14 protein-coding genes are annotated in these 16,316 nt (G+C 71.1%); 8 read left to right on the plus strand and 6 right to left on the minus strand.

Translation table 11 applies throughout. The annotated features are described in order from the left end of the window. The first annotated feature begins 160 nt into the window (after window positions 1-160). Window positions 161-1,249: a chitinase gene (locus tag AB0D49_RS22135; RefSeq protein ID WP_362759870.1), complete on the plus strand. Its 1,089-nt coding sequence runs from the start codon at window positions 161-163 to the stop codon at window positions 1,247-1,249. 25 nt (window positions 1,250-1,274) lie between these two features. Here the strand turns inward: AB0D49_RS22135 and AB0D49_RS22140 are convergent, their stop codons facing one another. Continuing rightward, window positions 1,275-1,886, minus strand: coding sequence for a LysE family translocator (locus AB0D49_RS22140; RefSeq protein WP_362759873.1), 612 nt, complete (start codon window positions 1,884-1,886; stop codon window positions 1,275-1,277). A gap of 262 nt (window positions 1,887-2,148) precedes the next feature. Next, on the minus strand, window positions 2,149-3,531 hold the full coding sequence (locus tag AB0D49_RS22145) for a glycine--tRNA ligase (RefSeq protein ID WP_362759876.1): 1,383 nt from the start codon (window positions 3,529-3,531) through the stop codon (window positions 2,149-2,151). Between the two features lie 219 nt (window positions 3,532-3,750). Here AB0D49_RS22145 and AB0D49_RS22150 point away from each other — a divergent pair, with 219 nt between their 5' ends. The 4 genes from AB0D49_RS22150 (at window position 3,751) to AB0D49_RS22165 (ending at window position 6,897) form a co-directional block, all read left to right on the plus strand. Beyond that, on the plus strand, window positions 3,751-4,716 hold the full coding sequence (locus AB0D49_RS22150) for a zinc ABC transporter substrate-binding protein (protein ID WP_362759879.1): 966 nt from the start codon (window positions 3,751-3,753) through the stop codon (window positions 4,714-4,716). Then, window positions 4,713-5,516, plus strand: coding sequence for a metal ABC transporter ATP-binding protein (locus AB0D49_RS22155; protein ID WP_362759882.1), 804 nt, complete (start codon window positions 4,713-4,715; stop codon window positions 5,514-5,516). Before AB0D49_RS22150 ends, AB0D49_RS22155 begins: the two co-directional genes overlap by 4 nt. Next, a complete protein-coding gene (locus AB0D49_RS22160) occupies window positions 5,516-6,418 on the plus strand; it encodes a metal ABC transporter permease (RefSeq protein WP_362759885.1) in 903 nt (300 codons plus the stop codon). Before AB0D49_RS22155 ends, AB0D49_RS22160 begins: the two co-directional genes overlap by 1 nt. Before the next feature lie 62 nt (window positions 6,419-6,480). Further along, window positions 6,481-6,897: a transcriptional repressor gene (locus AB0D49_RS22165; RefSeq protein WP_362759888.1), complete on the plus strand. Its 417-nt coding sequence runs from the start codon at window positions 6,481-6,483 to the stop codon at window positions 6,895-6,897. Window positions 6,898-7,003: 106 nt separating this feature from the next. Here AB0D49_RS22165 and AB0D49_RS22170 read toward each other — a convergent pair whose 3' ends face one another. The 4 genes from AB0D49_RS22170 to AB0D49_RS22185 all read right to left on the minus strand — a co-directional run bounded on the left by AB0D49_RS22170 (window position 7,004) and on the right by AB0D49_RS22185 (window position 10,648). Then, the gene (locus AB0D49_RS22170; RefSeq protein WP_362759891.1) at window positions 7,004-7,828 is read right to left on the minus strand and encodes an isoprenyl transferase; all 825 of its coding nucleotides are present in this window, start codon (window positions 7,826-7,828) and stop codon (window positions 7,004-7,006) included. A gap of 47 nt (window positions 7,829-7,875) precedes the next feature. Further along, window positions 7,876-8,622 (minus strand): DNA repair protein RecO, encoded by a 747-nt coding sequence (gene recO, locus AB0D49_RS22175; protein WP_362759894.1) that lies wholly within the window; start codon window positions 8,620-8,622, stop codon window positions 7,876-7,878. A gap of 177 nt (window positions 8,623-8,799) precedes the next feature. After that, entirely contained in the window at window positions 8,800-9,024 is a 225-nt protein-coding gene (locus AB0D49_RS22180; RefSeq protein WP_362759897.1) for a hypothetical protein, read from the minus strand. Window positions 9,025-9,475: 451 nt separating this feature from the next. Further along, window positions 9,476-10,648 carry an abortive phage infection protein gene (locus AB0D49_RS22185; protein ID WP_362759900.1) on the minus strand — a complete coding sequence of 391 codons (1,173 nt, stop codon included), beginning with the start codon at window positions 10,646-10,648 and terminating at the stop codon, window positions 9,476-9,478. A 469-nt stretch (window positions 10,649-11,117) separates the two neighbouring features. Here AB0D49_RS22185 and AB0D49_RS22190 point away from each other — a divergent pair, with 469 nt between their 5' ends. From AB0D49_RS22190 to AB0D49_RS22200, 3 genes are read left to right on the plus strand one after another with little or no spacing between them, the layout of a single operon-like run. Further along, on the plus strand, window positions 11,118-12,731 hold the full coding sequence (locus AB0D49_RS22190) for an ABC transporter substrate-binding protein (protein ID WP_362759903.1): 1,614 nt from the start codon (window positions 11,118-11,120) through the stop codon (window positions 12,729-12,731). 21 nt (window positions 12,732-12,752) lie between these two features. Then, window positions 12,753-13,715, plus strand: coding sequence for an ABC transporter permease (locus AB0D49_RS22195; protein WP_362759906.1), 963 nt, complete (start codon window positions 12,753-12,755; stop codon window positions 13,713-13,715). Continuing rightward, window positions 13,712-16,273 (plus strand): oligopeptide/dipeptide ABC transporter ATP-binding protein, encoded by a 2,562-nt coding sequence (locus tag AB0D49_RS22200; protein WP_362759909.1) that lies wholly within the window; start codon window positions 13,712-13,714, stop codon window positions 16,271-16,273. The genes AB0D49_RS22195 and AB0D49_RS22200 overlap by 4 nt, the downstream gene beginning before the upstream one ends. Window positions 16,274-16,316: the final 43 nt, after the last annotated feature.

Here is a 16,316-nt window from a genome sequence, read left to right on the forward strand (position 1 = left end):
CCTCACCCCCGCCCGCCCCCGCCCGCCCCCTCCCCCTCCCCTCGGCCACCCTTCCCATCAATTGGTCCAGACCTATTGACGAAATGGTCTGGACCGCGCGACTGTCATGTCTACGACACCCATGGCTCGGTCGCCCCACCAGAAGACCCTGGAGGTCCGCATGACCCGCACACTCCGCTTGCCCCACGCGCTCCGCACGGCCCGGCACCGACTGCGCCTGCTGGCCGTGGCCCTCGCGACCGTCTGTCTCGCCCCGCTCACGATCGCGCTCGCCCCGTCGGCCGCCGCCGCCGACGTCTGCGCGGTCAAGTCCCGCCCCACCGGGAAGGTGCTCCAGGGCTACTGGGAGAACTGGGACGGCGCCGCCAACGGCGTCCACCCGCCCTTCGGCTGGACCCCGATCACCGACGCCCGGATCGGCCAGCACGGCTACAACGTGATCAACGCGGCCTTCCCGGTGATCCGCTCCGACGGCACCGCGCTCTGGGAGAACGGCATGGACACCGGGGTCAAGGTGGCCACCCCCGCCGAGATGTGCGCGGCGAAGGCGGCCGGGCAGACGATCCTGCTGTCCATCGGCGGCGCCACCGCCGGTATCGACCTCAGCTCGGCCACCGTCGCCGACCGCTTCGTCGCCACCATCGTGCCGATCCTGAAGACCTACAACTTCGACGGCATCGACATCGACATCGAGACCGGCCTCATCGGCAGCGGCAACATCAACACCCTGTCCGCCTCCCAGGCCAACCTGATCCGCATCATCGACGGCATCCTCGCCCAGATGCCGTCCAACTTCGGCCTCACCATGGCCCCGGAGACCGCCTATGTCACCGGCGGCAGCGTGGTCTACGGCTCCATCTGGGGCGCCTACCTCCCGATCATCAAGAAGTACGCCGACAACGGCCGCCTGTGGTGGCTCAACATGCAGTACTACAACGGCAGTTACTACGGCTGCTCCGGCGACTCCTACTCCGCCGGAACCGTCCAGGGCTTCATCGCCCAGACCGACTGCCTCAACCGCGGCCTGGTCATCCAGGGCACGACGATCCGCGTCCCGTACGACAAGCAGGTACCCGGTCTCCCCGCCCAGTCCGGCGCGGGCGGCGGCTACATGTCCCCGTCCCTGGTCTCCCAGGCGTGGCGGAACTACGGCACCAGCCTGAAGGGCCTGATGACCTGGTCCCTCAACTGGGACGGCTCCCGCAACTGGACCTTCGGCGACAACGTCAAGGCGCTCCAGGGACGTTGACCGCCCCGGCTCCAGCGCGTCCCGGTCACTGTGAGGTGACCGCCAGCTTCGCCCCCAGCACCACGAACGACCCCGCGAAACTCCGCCGCAGCCATGTCATCACCCTGGGCCGGGAGATGACATGGCTGCGTACGGCCGCGGCGAGCACCCCGTACCCGGCGAAGACCACGAACGTGGCCAGCATGAAGACCCCGCTCAGCGCCAGCATCAGCGGCAGCGCGCGCGGCTCCCCCGGGCTGACGAACTGGGGCAGGAACGCGAAGAAGAAGATGGTCAGCTTGGGGTTGAGGATGTTGATCAGCACACCCCGCCAGATCATCCGCCCCGGTGACAGGGGCGCCGCCCCGCCCTCGACGCCGATCGCCTCCCGGTCCCTGAGGGTGGCCCACGCCATGTAGAGCAGATACGCGACCCCGGCGTACTTGAGCACCTGGAACGCGGTGGCGCTGGTGTGCAGCAGCGCGGCGACGCCGGTGACGGTGGCCAGCATGTGCGGCACGATCCCGACCGTGCAGCCGAACGCGGCGACGACGCCGGCCCGCGGCCCGTGCGACAGCCCGGCCGCGAGAGTGTAGACGACGCCGGTACCGGGGGTGGCGACCACGACGAGGGTGGTCAGCAGAAACGCGATGCTCATGTGCCCAGCGTCCGGCGCCGGTCGCGTCCGCTCCAGGACCAATCCGCCCCGGGTATCGGGGACCAGCGGGACGACAGGGCCCGGAGAAACGCGACGCCCACCCTCCTCCCGACCGAGTCGGGTGGTGGGTGGGCGTAGGGCGGGGGGCCGGGGGCGTAGCCCCCGGGCGGGAGCGGGGCCGACCTCAGCGGCTGGACGCCGGTCCCGGCGGGGTGACCCCGGCCAGCAACCCGGCGCCGCCCCCGGCAAGCAGACGTAAGGGTCAGCAGCCCAGGAGGCGCTGAGCCAGGTAGCCCTCGATCTGGTCGAGAGACACCCGCTCCTGCTTCATGGAGTCCCGCTCACGCACGGTCACCGCGTCATCGTCCAGCGTGTCGAAGTCGACGGTCACGCAGTACGGCGTACCGATCTCGTCCTGGCGCCGGTAGCGCCGCCCGATCGCGCCGGCGTCGTCGAACTCGATGTTCCAGTGCTGGCGCAGCGCCTGCGCCAGCCCCTTCGCCTTCGGCGACAGTTCGGGGTTGCGGGACAGCGGCAGCACGGCGACCTTCACCGGGGCGAGCCGGTGGTCGAGCCGCAGCACGGTCCGCTTCTCCATCTTGCCCTTGGCGTTGGGCGCCTCGTCCTCGACATAGGCGTCCAGCAGGAACGCGAGCATCGCCCGGCCGACACCGGCGGCCGGCTCGATGACGTACGGCGTCCAGCGCTCCTGGGCCTCCTGGTCGAAGTAGGAGAGGTCCTGGCCGGATGCCTTGGAGTGGGCGCCGAGGTCGTAGTCGGTGCGGTTGGCGACGCCCTCCAGCTCACCCCACTCGTTGCCGCCGAACTGGAAGCGGTACTCGATGTCGGCGGTGCGCTTGGAGTAGTGGGAGAGCTTCTCCTTCGGGTGCTCGAACCACCGCATGTTCTCCTCGCGCAGGCCGAGGCCGGTGTACCAGTTCCAGCGCTGCTCCATCCAGTACTCCTGCCACTTCTCGTCCTCGCCCGGCTTGACGAAGAACTCCATCTCCATCTGCTCGAACTCGCGGGTGCGGAAGATGAAGTTGCCCGGCGTGATCTCGTTGCGAAAGGACTTGCCCATCTGCGCGATGCCGAACGGGGGCTTGCGCCGGGAAGCCGTCTGCACCTGGGCGAAGTTGGTGAAGATGCCCTGCGCGGTCTCGGGCCGCAGATAGGCGACGGAGCCGGAGTCCTGGGTGGGGCCGAGGTGGGTGGAGAGCAGCCCGGAGAACTGCTTGGGCTCGGTGAACTGGCCCTTGGTGCCGCAGTTGGGGCAGTTGATGTCCGCGAGCCCGTTCTCGGGGGCGCGCCCCTTCTTCTCCTGGTACGCCTCCTCCAGGTGGTCCGCGCGGAACCGCTTGTGGCAGGAGGTGCACTCGGTGAGCGGGTCGGTGAAGGTGGCGACATGGCCGGAGGCGATCCAGACGTCCGGGGCCAGGATCACCGAGGAGTCGATACCGACGACGTCCTCGCGCGACGTCACCATGTAGCGCCACCACTGGCGCTTGAGGTTCTCCTTCAGTTCGACACCGAGCGGTCCGTAGTCCCAGGCGGCCTTCTGACCGCCGTAGATCTCACTACAGGGGAAAACGAAGCCACGGCGCTTGCTCAGGCTGACGATGGTGTCGATCTTGTCGGCGGCCACGGTGCTCTCTTCATTACGACGACGGGCGACGAAGCGAGATGCTTCAGAGCGAATGCCTCAGGTTACCGGCGGGGCCTCCCCCTCAATCAAATCGGTTGGGGTCCCTGGAGAGGTTCAGTCCCGTGCCCTCGCGCGCGCGGCGGTCCGTTCCGTCCCGTCCGGCCGTGATGTGGAACCGTTTGTTGACAATCGTTTCCAGGATTGTTGAAAATGACTGTCATGAACGTACGACGACACCTCATACCCACGGCGGCCGTGTCCGCTCTGGGTCTGGCCGCCCTCACCGCCTGCTCCTCCGCCGACGGCGCCGCCGCGGGCAACACCGGCAAGTTCGACGTCGTCGCCTCGTTCTATCCGATGCAGTTCCTCGCCGAGCAGATCGGCGGGGACCATGTGAACGTCTCCACTCTGACCGAGCCCGGCCAGGAACCCCATGACCTGGAGCTGAGCGCCCGGCAGACCGCGCAGATGGGCGAGGCGGACGCCGTGCTGTATCTGAAGAGCCTCCAGCCCGCCGTCGACGAGGCGGTCGCCCAGTCCGAGGTGGGTACGAAGATCGACGCCGCCTCGCTGACCCGGCTTGAGGACCATGGCTCCGGCGGGCACAGCCACGCGGGCGAGGACGCCCACGCCGAGGAGGCCCCCGCCGAGTCGGACGGGAACGCCCTCGACCCCCATGTCTGGCTGGACCCGGTGAAGTACGCGGAGATCGCCGACGGTGTCGGCGCCGCCTTCGCGAAGGCCGATCCGGACCACGCGGCGGACTACCGCACGAACACCGAGGCCCTGGTCGGCAAGCTGGACGCGCTGAACTCCCGCTTCGAGGACGGTCTGCGCACCACGGACACCAAGGTCTTCTTCACCAACCACTCCGCCTTCGGCTATCTCGCCGAGCGCTACGGGCTGACCCAGGAGGCCATCAACGGGCTGGACCCGGAGAGCGAGCCCAGCCCGGCCCGGATCAAGGAACTCCAGCAGGAGGCCGAGGCGGACGGGGTGACCACCGTCTTCTACGAGACACTGGTCTCCGACAAGACCGCGAAGACCCTCGCCGCGGACGCGGGCCTGAAGACGGACGTCCTAGACCCGCTCGAAGGCATCACCGACCGGTCCAAGGGCGACGACTACCTCCAGGTCATGGACGCGAACCTGGCGGCGCTGAAGCGGGCACTGGGAAGCACATGACGGTGACGGAGGACGCGATGGGCGCCGATGACGGGGCGGAGAGCGTGATCTCCGTGCGCGGGGTGCACGCCGAGCTGGGCGCGCGGCCGGTGCTGCGCGGGATCGACTTCACGGTCCGCCGCGGCCAGGTCGTCGCGCTGCTCGGCGCGAACGGCTCGGGCAAGTCGACCGCCGTACGCGGTGTGATCGGGCAGGTACCGGTGAGCGCCGGGCGGATCGAGCTGTTCGGCACCGACCGGGCCCGGTTCCGTGACTGGGCGCGGATCGGGTATGTCCCGCAGCGCACCACGGCGGCGGGCGGGGTGCCCGCCACGGTGACCGAAGTGGTCTCCGCTGGGCGGCTGTCCCGCACCCGGTTCGGGCTCTTCCGCAAGGCCGACCGGGAGGCCGTGCACCGGGCGCTGGAGCTGGTCGGGATGGCCGACCGGGCGAAGGACCCCGTGGAGGCGCTCTCCGGCGGCCAGCACCAGCGGGTGCTGATCGCCCGCGCCCTGGCCTCCGCGCCCGAACTGCTGATCATGGACGAGCCGATGGCGGGCGTGGACCTGGCCAGCCAGGAGGTCCTGGCGGACGCGCTGGGCGCCCAGGTCGCGGCCGGTACGACGGTGCTGCTGGTGCTGCATGAGCTGGGACCGCTGGAGCCGCTGATCGACCGCGCGGTGGTGCTGCGCGACGGCTGTGTGCTGCACGACGGGCCGCCCCCCGAGGCCGTGGGGCAGCATGCCCTGCCCGGCCATGACCATGTCCACCCGCACGCGCCCGACAGCGCGTGGCCCCTGCGTACAGGACTGCTCGGCTGATGGAGATCCTCGACTACGCCTTCATGCAGCGGGCGCTGCTCGCCGCCGTCCTGGTCGGCGTCACCGCCCCCGCCGTGGGCATCTATCTCGTCCAGCGCCGCCAGGCCCTGATGGGCGACGGCATCGGCCATGTCGCCATGACCGGCGTCGGCCTGGGCTTTCTGCTGTCCTGGTCACCGGTGTGGATGGCGACCCTGGTGTCGGTGCTCGGCGCGGTCCTCATGGAGCTGATCCGCTGGTACGGCCGCACCCGCGGCGACATCGCCCTCGCCATGCTGTTCTACGGCGGTATGGCCGGTGGCGTGATGTTCATCAATCTCGCGCCCGGCGGGTCCAACGCCAATCTCACCTCGTATCTCTTCGGGTCCCTGTCGACGGTCTCGGCGTCGGACGTCACCGCGGTCTGTCTGCTGGCGGCGTTCGTGATGCTGGTCACGCTGGGGCTGCGGCGTCAGTTGTTCGCGGTGAGCCAGGACGAGGAGTTCGCCCGGGTGACCGGGCTGCCGGTGCGGGCGCTGAATCTGCTGACGGCGATCACCGCGGCGGTCACGGTGACCGTGGCGATGCGGGTCGTCGGGCTGCTGCTGGTGTCGGCGCTGATGGTGGTGCCGGTGGCGGCGGCGCAGCAGCTCAGCCGGAGCTTCGCGGCGACCTTCGCGGTCTCCGTCGCGATCGGGGTGACCGTGACGCTGGGCGGCACCGTCACCTCGTACTACCAGGACGTGCCGCCGGGCGCGACGATCGTGCTGCTGACCATCGGCGCGTTCCTGCTGCTGGCCGCGGTGGCCGCCCCGCTGGCCCGGCGCCGGGCGCGGCTCGCCGCGGCGGGGCATCCTGCCGGGGACCCGGCGGAATGCAAGGTTCCGGCCGCTCGGGAGGCGGGTAGGGAGATCGGCGTCTGACCGCGCACGGGCCGGGCTGGCACAATGGCGCCCGGCACAACGCAGACGCAAGGAGGCAACCAGTGACCACCGCTGGACCGCCCGTGAAGGGCCGCGCCACCCGGCAGCGTGCCGCCGTGGCCGCCGCGCTGGACGAGGTCGACGAGTTCCGCAGCGCCCAGGAACTGCACGACATGCTCAAACACAAGGGCGACGCGGTCGGGCTGACCACGGTGTACCGGACGCTCCAGTCCCTCGCCGACGCGGGTGAGGTCGATGTGCTGCGTACGTCGGACGGGGAGTCGGTGTATCGCCGGTGCTCCACCGGGGAGCACCATCATCATCTGGTGTGCCGGGCCTGTGGGAAGGCCGTGGAGGTGGCCGGGCCCGCGGTGGAGTCCTGGGCGGAGACGATCGCCGCGGAGCATGGTTTTGTGAACGTGGCGCACACCGTGGAGATTTTTGGGACCTGTGCGGAGTGTGCGGCTTCGGGGCGGTGAGTTTCGGCTTTCCGTGGGTGGGGGCTGGTCGCGCAGTTCCTCCCCCAGAGGGGGTACCCCCAGCGCCCCTTATGGGGGGGGCCTGCGGCCCCCCCATACCCCCCTGCTATTCCTCCGTCGCCAGGAGTTGTTCGTTCGGGATCGCTCCGCCGAAGCGGCGGTCTCGGGAGGCGTACTCGACGCAGGCGCGCCACAGGTCCCGGCGGTCGAAGTCAGGCCACAGGACGTCCTGGAAGACCATCTCCGCGTAGGCGCTCTGCCACAGCAGGTAGTTCGAGGTGCGCTGTTCGCCGCTGGGGCGCAGGAACAGGTCCACGTCCGGCATGTCGGCGTAGTACAGGTACTTCGCGAAGGTCTTCTCGGAGACCTTGTCGGGGTCCAGGCGTCCGGCGCGGACGTCCTCGGCGAGGCTCCTGGCGGCGTCGGCGATCTCGGCCCGGCCGCCGTAGTTCATGCAGAAGTACAGGGTGAGCCGGTCATTGTCCCTGGTCAGGTCCTGGGCGTCCTGGAGTTCCTTGACGACCGACTTCCACAGCTTGGGCATCCGGCCCACCCAGCGGACCCGCACCCCCAGCTCGTTCAGCTCGTCGCGGGACTTGCGGATGAACGTGCGGTTGAAGTTCATCAGGAAGCGCACCTCGTCGGGCGAGCGCTTCCAGTTCTCGGTGGAGAACGCGTACACGGAGACATTGCGGACGCCCAGTTCCAGTGCGCCCTGGAGGACGTCCAGGACGCGGTCGGCGCCGACCTTGTGGCCCTCGGTGCGGGGCAGTCCGCGCTCCTTGGCCCAGCGGCCGTTGCCGTCCATGACGATCGCCACATGGCGCGGTACCAGTTCACCGGGCAGCTTCGGCGGGCGGACGCCCGTCGGATGCGGCTCGGGCGTCCTGTACTCGCGGCGCTGGCGTCCCAGAATCCCGCGTACCACCATGTGCTTCTCGTCTCCCTGGGCTGGGGCAGGACATCGCTGCCGGGTGCTTATTTCTCGACGTATCGGAGGGAGCGCAGGCCGCGCTCCAGGTGCCAGTGCAGATAGGCGGAGACCAGTCCGCTGCCCTCCCGGACATACCGGGCCTCGCAGGAGTCCGCCGTGTCCCAGTCTCCCGTGAGCAGCGCGCCGAGCAGGGCGAGGGTCTGCGGTGAGGGGACGACGCTGCCGGGGACCCGGCAGTCGACACAGACCGAGCCGCCGGAGCCGACCGAGAAGAAGCGGTTGGGGCCCGGCATACCGCACTTCGCGCAGTCGCCGAAGGTGGGCGCGTAGCCGTTGACGGCGAGGGAGCGCAGCAGGAAGGCGTCCAGGACCAGGTGCGGGGCGTGCTCGCCACGGGCGAGGGTGCGCAGCGCGCCGACGAGCAGCAGATACTGCTGGACGGCCGGTTCGCCCTCATGGTCGGTGAACCGCTCGGCGGTCTCCAGCATGGCGGTCCCGGCGGTGTAGCGGGCGTAGTCGGTGACGATGCCGCCGCCGTACGCGGCGATGGTCTCGCTCTGGGTGCACAGGGGCAGTCCCCGGCCGATCAGCTCGCCGCCACGGGCGAAGAACTGCACATCGACATGGGAGAACGGTTCGAGCCGGGCGCCGAACTTGGACTTGGTCCGCCGTACGCCACGGGCCACGGCCCGTACCCGGCCGTGGCCCCGGGTGAGCAGGGTGATGATGCGGTCGGCCTCACCGAGCTTCTGCGTGCGCAGTACGACACCGTCGTCCCGGAACAGGCTCATCGCCGCGCACCTGTGTCGGTGCGGGTCCGGGAGACCTCGGCCGGTCTCCCGGGCGGGCGCGGCGGCGGCCGGTGCGGCTCACCCGCCGGGTGCGGGGAGCGCGGGACGGCGGCGCGGGACAGGGTCATGGCCCCATTCTCGCCCACGCGGCCGGTCGGTGTGGCCGCCGCGGCCCCTTCAAGGGACCTCACCGCGGCTGCGTGCGTTCTGGTAGGCGGTGGCCGCGCGGAGCCGCTCGGCGCCGCTGGCCGCCCGGATCACACCGGGCGGGCAGTCCCACTCCCGGCCGCCGCCGAAGGGCCGCAACTGGATGTAGGGCCCCTCGTGGCCCATGACGACGCCGACCCGGCCGGTACGGGTGTCGACGACGTACGAGCCGATGGATGGCTTCGGTGTACTCACCGCGCAGCCGCCTCGATGCGCCCGGGTACCGGAGAAATCCCGGCCATTTCGCCTGCGGCCCGCATTTTTTTCAACGTTCCCTCCACCTCTTCGGCGCATCGCGCCGCGCCTTGTGACTCCCCGTGACTCCCCGGCTTTTCCGTATCTCATGCTTTTGGCTTCGCGGCGGCACGGTGGGCCGTAGACTCACCGTCTGCTTTTGTTCCGCCGGGATACAAGTACCTGGCCGTTCAAGGGTGTTGGTCATGGCCACGGGCCGTTTCGGTATCTCGCGCGGGGTGCGCGAACGACCTTGGGGAGACCGTACCGCGCCCCCGGGAAATCCTCGGCCACAATTGCCGTGGCCGTTAGCCGCGGCTTGGTCCGAATCCGTAAATCGGCGCCGTTTTCGAGCAGTTGCGAGGAATTCGAGGAGGAGAGGGAGGAGAGGGGGAGGTGGCGGGGGCGGGTTCTAGTGGGCCGCTCGCCTGGGGGTGCCGGGGCGCTTTGCGTTCGCGTAGTGGCGGGCCACGGTGTGGAAGGCGGCCTTCGGCTCCCAGTGCCAGTCGGACGCCGGGTCGCCGGGGCGGTCCCTGAGCGGTTTGGTGATCGCGTAGCTGGCGAGGTCCAGGTCGTGCAGCGGGTCGCCGGGCCAGTGCGGGGCGTCGGGGGTGAGGAACTCGAAGACCATCGCCGCGTACAGCCCCATCGAGGTGAAGACGTCGAGGAGTCCGCCGATGTAGTCGGCCTGGGTGCGTTCGCTGCGGACCAGGCCGCCCTTGATCTCGGGGGGCTCCTTGGAATAGTCCACGATGTCCCAGCCCATGCCGCCGCCCTGCGGGGCGCCCCGGTAGGTGCAGCAGCCGAACTCGGTGATGGCCACCGGTTTGCCCCAGCGCAGATGGCGGCTCAGTTCACGCCGGTGGTCGGCGGGGCGGGGATGCGCGGAGTAGTAGTCGATGCCGACGATGTCGAAGAGGCTCCAGTCGACCTCGTCGTTCTGGGCGGCGGCATAGCTGAGCCGGCCGCCGAAGACATCCCGGCCGACGGCGGCGGCGCGGGCGGTGAAGCGGTCAAGGCGGCGCTGCATGGCGACCGGGTCGACGGTGCCGTTCATCAGGTTGCGGATGCGTTCGATCGCGTCGGCGCCGGGCACGATGCCGGGCACGAACAGCCAGAACTCGCAGCCGACGCTGAGTTCCACGCTCGCGCCCGCCCGGCGCAGCGCCTCCGCGTGCCGGCCGGTCTCGGCGAGGTGCTCCAGGATGTCGGCGGGCGGCTGGTCGCCCAGGGTGGGCTGGAGCCAGACGTGCAGTCCCCGCTCGGCGGCGGCGGTGGCGGTCGCGGTGAGCCGCTCCACTCCGTCGCCGGTGACGTCGAGGGTGTCGGCGTGCAGGTCGTCGCGGATACGGCGGACGTCCTCGCGCATCCGGGCCTCGCTCCAGGCGGTGCCGGGGGTCTCGCCCGCCCCGACGGTGTAGACGACGCCGTGCCGCCGCAGTCCGGGGCGGGGGCGGGGTCCGTGGGCCGCCCGTGCCCCGGCCGCGCTCGCCGCCACCAGGGCCGCCCCGGCCGCGGCGGCGCCGAGAAACGCGGCGCGGCTCATACCGTGGTCTTCCGTTCCCTTGGAGGTGTGGTTGTCCATGCGTCCACTGTGCGAACGGACGGGGCGGGTCCGCCGTCGGCCGAAGGTCTACGGGGGCGCGCCGAAGGTAGGGGAGGCGGGGAGCGGCGTACGACCATCGGCGCGGGGCGGTCCGGCGTCGGGCGGTCGTCCGGCGCGGGGCGGTCGTCCGGCGCGGGGCGGTCCGGCGGGTGGCGGATGCCGGGCGGTGGACGCGGGTGGCGTACGTGGGGGATGCGTGGTGGATGCGCCATTCGTGTGTGATCCCTTGACCACGCAGTGTGCCTTTCCTATGGTCGCACCGATCGCGGCATAGAACGTCGTATCTCCTGATTTACCCGGCTGGCCGTTCCCGTCCCGTCCGTACCGTCCGCCCCGCCCGGCCGCCCCCGCGGACCGGTCCGCGCTCCCCCGCCGCTCCTTCACGCCCCCCACCTCACCCCACCTCAGCTCACCCCACGCTTCCTCTCCCCCCACCGTTGGAGGACCCGTGCGCGATGTGTCCCGTGGCGTCCCGGTGCCGTCGCGCCGGGCGTTCCTGAAGCACACCGGGGCGCTGGGCGCCGCAGCGGCGGGGCTCGCCGGGTGCGGGCCCGAGTCGACGATCTACACCGGCGGCGGCTCCGGCCACGACCGCGTCCTGACCGCGGTGATCGGCTACGGCAACGACGGCAACTGGGACCCGACCCTGACGGCGTCGGCGTTCTCCATGGCCGCCAACAACCACATCTACGAGGGGCTCGTCGACACCGACCCGGTCTCCCGGGCGCCCTACCCGGCGCTCGCGACCGCGCTGCCCCCGGACCCGTCCGCCACGACCTGGACGTTCACCCTGCGCGCGGGAGCGCGGTTCCACGACGGGACGCCGGTCACGGCCGACGACGTGGTGTTCGTCTTCGACCGCGTCCTCGACCCGGACACCCCGACCCTCGCCAAGGGGTTCTTCGCGCCCTGGCTGCGGGCGGTCACCAAGGTCGACGCGCGACGGGTGCGGCTGGAGCTGAAGTTCCCGTTCCCGGACGGGGTGTCCCGGCTGACCCTGGCCAAGGTGATGCCCCGGCATGTGTTCTCCCGGCCGGGCGCCTGGGACGAGGCGGTCAAGGGGCTGGCGATCGGATCGGGACCGTACCGGCAGTCGGCGCACCACCCGAAGTCCAACACCACCTTCGAGGCGTTCGACGGCTACGACGGGCCGCGCCCCCCGGCGTTCCGGCGGATGAACTGGCTGACGATCGTGGACGCCGCCCCCCGGGTCGCGATGATCTCCGGGGGCGCGGCGGGCGTGCAGATCGCGGACAACATCCCGTACGCCAACATCGGGCAGTTGGAGCGCGGCGGGATGAGCGTGGGCAGCGGGGCCGGGATGAACAACCTGTTCCTGATGTTCAACACCGCGCACCGGCCGTTCGGGGACGTCCGGGTGCGGCAGGCGCTGCGCTACGCCGTGGACACCGCGACCATCGTCGAGGTGGCGCTCAAGGGGCACGGCAGGGCGGCCACCTCCTTCCTCGACGAGGGCAATCCGTCGTACCGGCGGGCCAGGACGGTCTACGGCCACGACCCGGACCGGGCGCGCGCGCTGCTGAAGGAGGCGGGCGTCGACGGGCTGAGCGTGGAGCTGATGGCGTCCAACGTCAGCTGGATCATGGACTGTCTGCCCACCATCAAGGCGTCCTGGGACGCGATCGGGGTGCGGACCACGCTGGCGCCGCAGGAGACCACGGCCGTCTTCACCAAGCTGGACCAGAAGCAGGACTACCAGGTGGTGGCCGCCGCCTCGAACCCCAACCAGTTCGGCGTCGACGCCGATCTGATCATGCATTACAACTACGGGCCCGAGAACCTGTGGATGGGCTACACGCGGTGGGCGGACGACCCGGTGGCCAAGGAGCTGTTCCGGGCGATGGACCGGGCCACCCGGGAGCCGGACCCGGGCCGCAAGAAGACGCTGGTCCAGGACTACATCGACATCGTCGCCGAACAGGCGGTGCTCTACCCGGTGGTGCACAACGCGCTGATGACCGCCTGGGACCCGCGGCGGCTCACCGGGGTCAGGGCGCAGCCGTACCCGGGGATCAATCTGCTTCAGGCCCGCTGGGTCTGACGGAACGGAGGGGAGTCGCGCGTGGTCGCCGTCGTCCGGATTCTCGTCCGCCGCCTGGTGCTGCTGGTGCCGCTGATGCTGGGCATCGTGCTGTTCGTGTTTGTCGTCATGCGGTTCTCGGACGTCGATCCGGCGTCCGCGTTCTTCCAGGGCGCCAACCCCACCCCCGAGCAGTTGCACGACTTCCGCGCCGAACACGGTCTGCTGGACCCGCTGCCGGTGCGGTACGTGCATTTCGTCGGCGATCTGCTCCACGGCGACCTGGGGACCAGCGCCCTGACCCGGGGCGAGGTCCTCGACCAGGTGCTGACCGCGCTGCCGCTGACCGTGCAGCTGACGTTCCTCGGGCTCGGTATCGCGGTGGTGCTGGCGCTGCTCGGCGGGGTGACCGCGGCGATCTACCGGGACCGGCTGCCGGACCAGGTCATCCGGGTCGTCTCGCTGATCGGGGTGGCCGCGCCCGGCTTCTGGCTGGCGCTGCTGATGATCCAGTACCTCGCGGTCGGCTTCGGCTGGTTCCCGGCCGGGGGGTACATCAACCCGGCGGACTCGGTGACCGGCTGGCTGCGCACCATGGCGCTGCCCGCGCTGGCGCTGTCCCTGCCGGTCGCCGCGCAGCTCACCCGGATCGTGCGCACCTCGATGGTGGAGGAACTCGACAAGGACTACGTCCGCACCGCCATCGGCAGCGGGCTGCCGCCCCGGGTGGTGGTGGGGCGCAATGTGCTGCGCAACGCGCTGATGAACCCGCTGACCGTGCTCGGGCTGCGGGTCGGCTATCTGCTGGGCGGCGCGGTCGTCATCGAGACGATCTTCTCGCTGCCCGGCATGGGCAAGCTGATGATCGACGCCGTGAAGAACGGCGACCCGGCGGTGGTCCAGGGGGTCGTGATCACCACGGCGGTCGGGTTCGTCGTGGTCAACCTCGTCATCGACATCCTGTACCTGCTGGTCAACCCGCGACTGAGGGACTCGACCGCATGATCATGACCCGTAAGGCGCTGACCGAGGCCCTCGCCCGTCCCGGGGTCCGGCTGCGCGGCTGGCGGCGGCTGCCGCCGCTGTCGAAGATCGCCGTGTGTTTCCTGGCCGTGGTGGTGCTGCTGGCGGTGGGCGCCCCGCTGCTCGCCCCGCACGATCCGCTGGCCCAGTTCCCGCCCGTCGACGGCACCGGGCATCCGTCGGCCGGGCACTGGATGGGGCAGGACAGCGTCGGCCGGGACATCCTCAGCCGGCTGGTGCACGGCGCCCGCTGGTCCCTCGCGATCGGCCTCGGGGCGACCGGGCTCGCGCTGCTGGCGGGCGCGGTCATCGGGGCGGTCGCGGCGACCTCCCGCCGGGCGGTGGACGAGACGCTGATGCGCGTCCTCGACGTGGTGATGGCGTTCCCCGGCATCGCGCTGGCGGCCGTCCTCGTCGCCGTGTTCGGCGGCGGGCTGACCGTGCTGATCTGCGCCATCGCGTTCCTGTTCACCCCGCCGGTGGCCCGGGTCGTCCGGGCGAACGTCCTCGACCAGTACGGCGAGGACTACGTCACCGCCGAGCGGGTCATCGGGGCCCGCACCCCGCACATCGTGTGGCGGCACGTGGCGATCAACTGCGCCGCGCCGGTGCTGGTGTTCTGCACGGTCCAGGTCGCCGAGGCGATCGTGTTCGAGGCGTCGCTGTCCTTCATCGGGGCGGGCGTACGACCCCCGGACCCGTCATGGGGCAGTGTCATCGCGGACGGCAAGAACATGGTCCTGACCGGCGGCTGGTGGGCGACCGTCTTCCCCGGGCTGCTGATGCTGGTGACCGTGCTGTCGCTGAACGTCCTGTCGGAGGGCGTCTCGGACGCCTGGGCAGCACCGGCACCACGGGAGACACCGGTGCCACGGGGGACGCCGGTCCCTCAGGAGACGCCGGTGCCACGGGAGACGCCGGTGGGCGGGGTTCGGCGGGGCGGGACGGGCGGGGAGCGCACCGGAACGGGCGGGGAGCGCACCGGAACGGGCGGGGAGCGCACCGGGTCCGGCGGGGGTGCCGGGCCGCTGACCGCCGCCGGGGGCACGGGGCGGCCGGCCGCCGACGGGGACACCGGGCGCCCGACGGCCCACGGGGACGCCGAGCCGCTGACCGCCGACGAGGAGACGCGGCGGCTGACGGCCCACGGGCGCGCCACGCGGCCGACCCCCGACCGGAACACCGGGAACCCGACCGCCCACGGTGACACCGAGCCACACACCGCCCACCAGGAGACGCAGCGGCCGACAGCCCACGGGCGCACCACACGGCCGACCCCCGACCGGAACACCGGGAACCCGACCGCCCACGGTGACACCGAGCCACTCACCACCGACCGGGGCACCGGTCTCGCGGGGACGCGCGGGCGTCCCGAGCGCGTGACGGCCGACAGCAACCGCCAGCGGCCCACCGCCGACCGGAACACCACCCTCCCCGGGGCCGACGCCCACAGCGACCCCCACACCGACCCCCTGGAGACCCCCGAACCCGGTACCGGTGACGTGCTGCCGCTTCCCGGGCTGGCCGGCGCAGCCGCCCGGCTGCGCTCACGTGCCCGGCCGCTGCCCGGTGGGCAGCCGGTGCTGGCCGTGGAGAACCTCGCCATCGGCTTCCCGGGTAGGCACGCGGGCGTCGACATCGTGGACGGCATCAGCTTCGAGGTGCGGCCCGGCGAGGTGCTGGGGCTGGTCGGCGAGTCGGGCTGCGGCAAGTCGCTGACCGCGCTCACCGTGATGGGTCTTGAGCCCAGAGGCGCCCGGGTGCGCGGTCAGATCCGCTTCCGGCAGCGCGAGCTGCTCGCCGAACCGGCCCGCGCCCGGCGCAAACTGCTGGGCCACGAGATGGCGATGGTCTACCAGGACGCCCTGTCCTCCCTGAACCCGGCGATGACCATCCGCGCCCAGCTCGGCCAGGTCGTCCGGCGCGGCGGCCGGCGCACCGCCGCCGAACTGCTCACCCTGGTCGGCCTCGACCCCGACCGCACCCTGCGCAGCTATCCGCACGAACTCTCCGGCGGCCAGCGCCAGCGCGTACTGATCGCGATGGCCCTGTCCCGCGACCCCCGGCTGATCGTCGCCGACGAACCGACCACCGCGCTCGATGTGACCGTGCAGGCGCAGGTGATGGCGCTGCTGCTGCGGCTGCGCGCGGAGCTGGGCTTCGCCCTGGTCCTGGTCTCCCACGACCTCGCCCTGATCGCCGACATCACCGACCGGGTGGTGGTGATGTACGGCGGTCAGATCGTGGAGAGCGGGGTGACCGCCGACCTGGTGGAGGCACCGGCCCACCACTACACGCGCGGACTGCTCGGCAGTGTGCTGTCACTGGAGGGCGGCGCGGAGCGGATGACGCAGATCAAGGGCGTCGTACCGTCCCCGGCGGACTTCCCGGCGGGCTGCCGCTTCGCGGACCGCTGCCCGCGCGCGAGCGCTGTCTGCCGGACGACGGCCCCCGCGCTCACCGGCACGGCCACGCACCTGGCGGCCTGTCATCACCCGGCGGTCGACCTGGTGACGACGGAGAGCGAGCCGGTCGGATGACGAAGGAGGGCTCCCGTTGAACGCACTGGTCAAACCTGAGGAC

Source organism: Streptomyces sp. NPDC048290 (assembly GCF_040652095.1).
Lineage (GTDB): Bacteria > Actinomycetota > Actinomycetes > Streptomycetales > Streptomycetaceae > Streptomyces.

Bases quoted from the DNA above. Each gene is read 5' to 3' on its own strand.
- AB0D49_RS22140 (WP_362759873.1), bottom strand. From the start codon at position 1,886: ATGAGCATCGCGTTTCTGCTGACCACCCTCGTCGTGGTCGCCACCCCC.
- AB0D49_RS22185 (WP_362759900.1), bottom strand. From the start codon at position 10,648: ATGGACAACCACACCTCCAAGGGAACGGAAGACCACGGTATGAGCCGC.
- AB0D49_RS22135 (WP_362759870.1), top strand. From the start codon at position 161: ATGACCCGCACACTCCGCTTGCCCCACGCGCTCCGCACGGCCCGGCAC.
- AB0D49_RS22170 (WP_362759891.1), bottom strand. From the start codon at position 7,828: ATGGTGGTACGCGGGATTCTGGGACGCCAGCGCCGCGAGTACAGGACG.
- AB0D49_RS22200 (WP_362759909.1), top strand. From the start codon at position 13,712: ATGATCATGACCCGTAAGGCGCTGACCGAGGCCCTCGCCCGTCCCGGG.
- recO (WP_362759894.1), bottom strand. From the start codon at position 8,622: ATGAGCCTGTTCCGGGACGACGGTGTCGTACTGCGCACGCAGAAGCTC.
- AB0D49_RS22155 (WP_362759882.1), top strand. From the start codon at position 4,713: ATGACGGTGACGGAGGACGCGATGGGCGCCGATGACGGGGCGGAGAGC.
- AB0D49_RS22160 (WP_362759885.1), top strand. From the start codon at position 5,516: ATGGAGATCCTCGACTACGCCTTCATGCAGCGGGCGCTGCTCGCCGCC.
- AB0D49_RS22150 (WP_362759879.1), top strand. From the start codon at position 3,751: ATGAACGTACGACGACACCTCATACCCACGGCGGCCGTGTCCGCTCTG.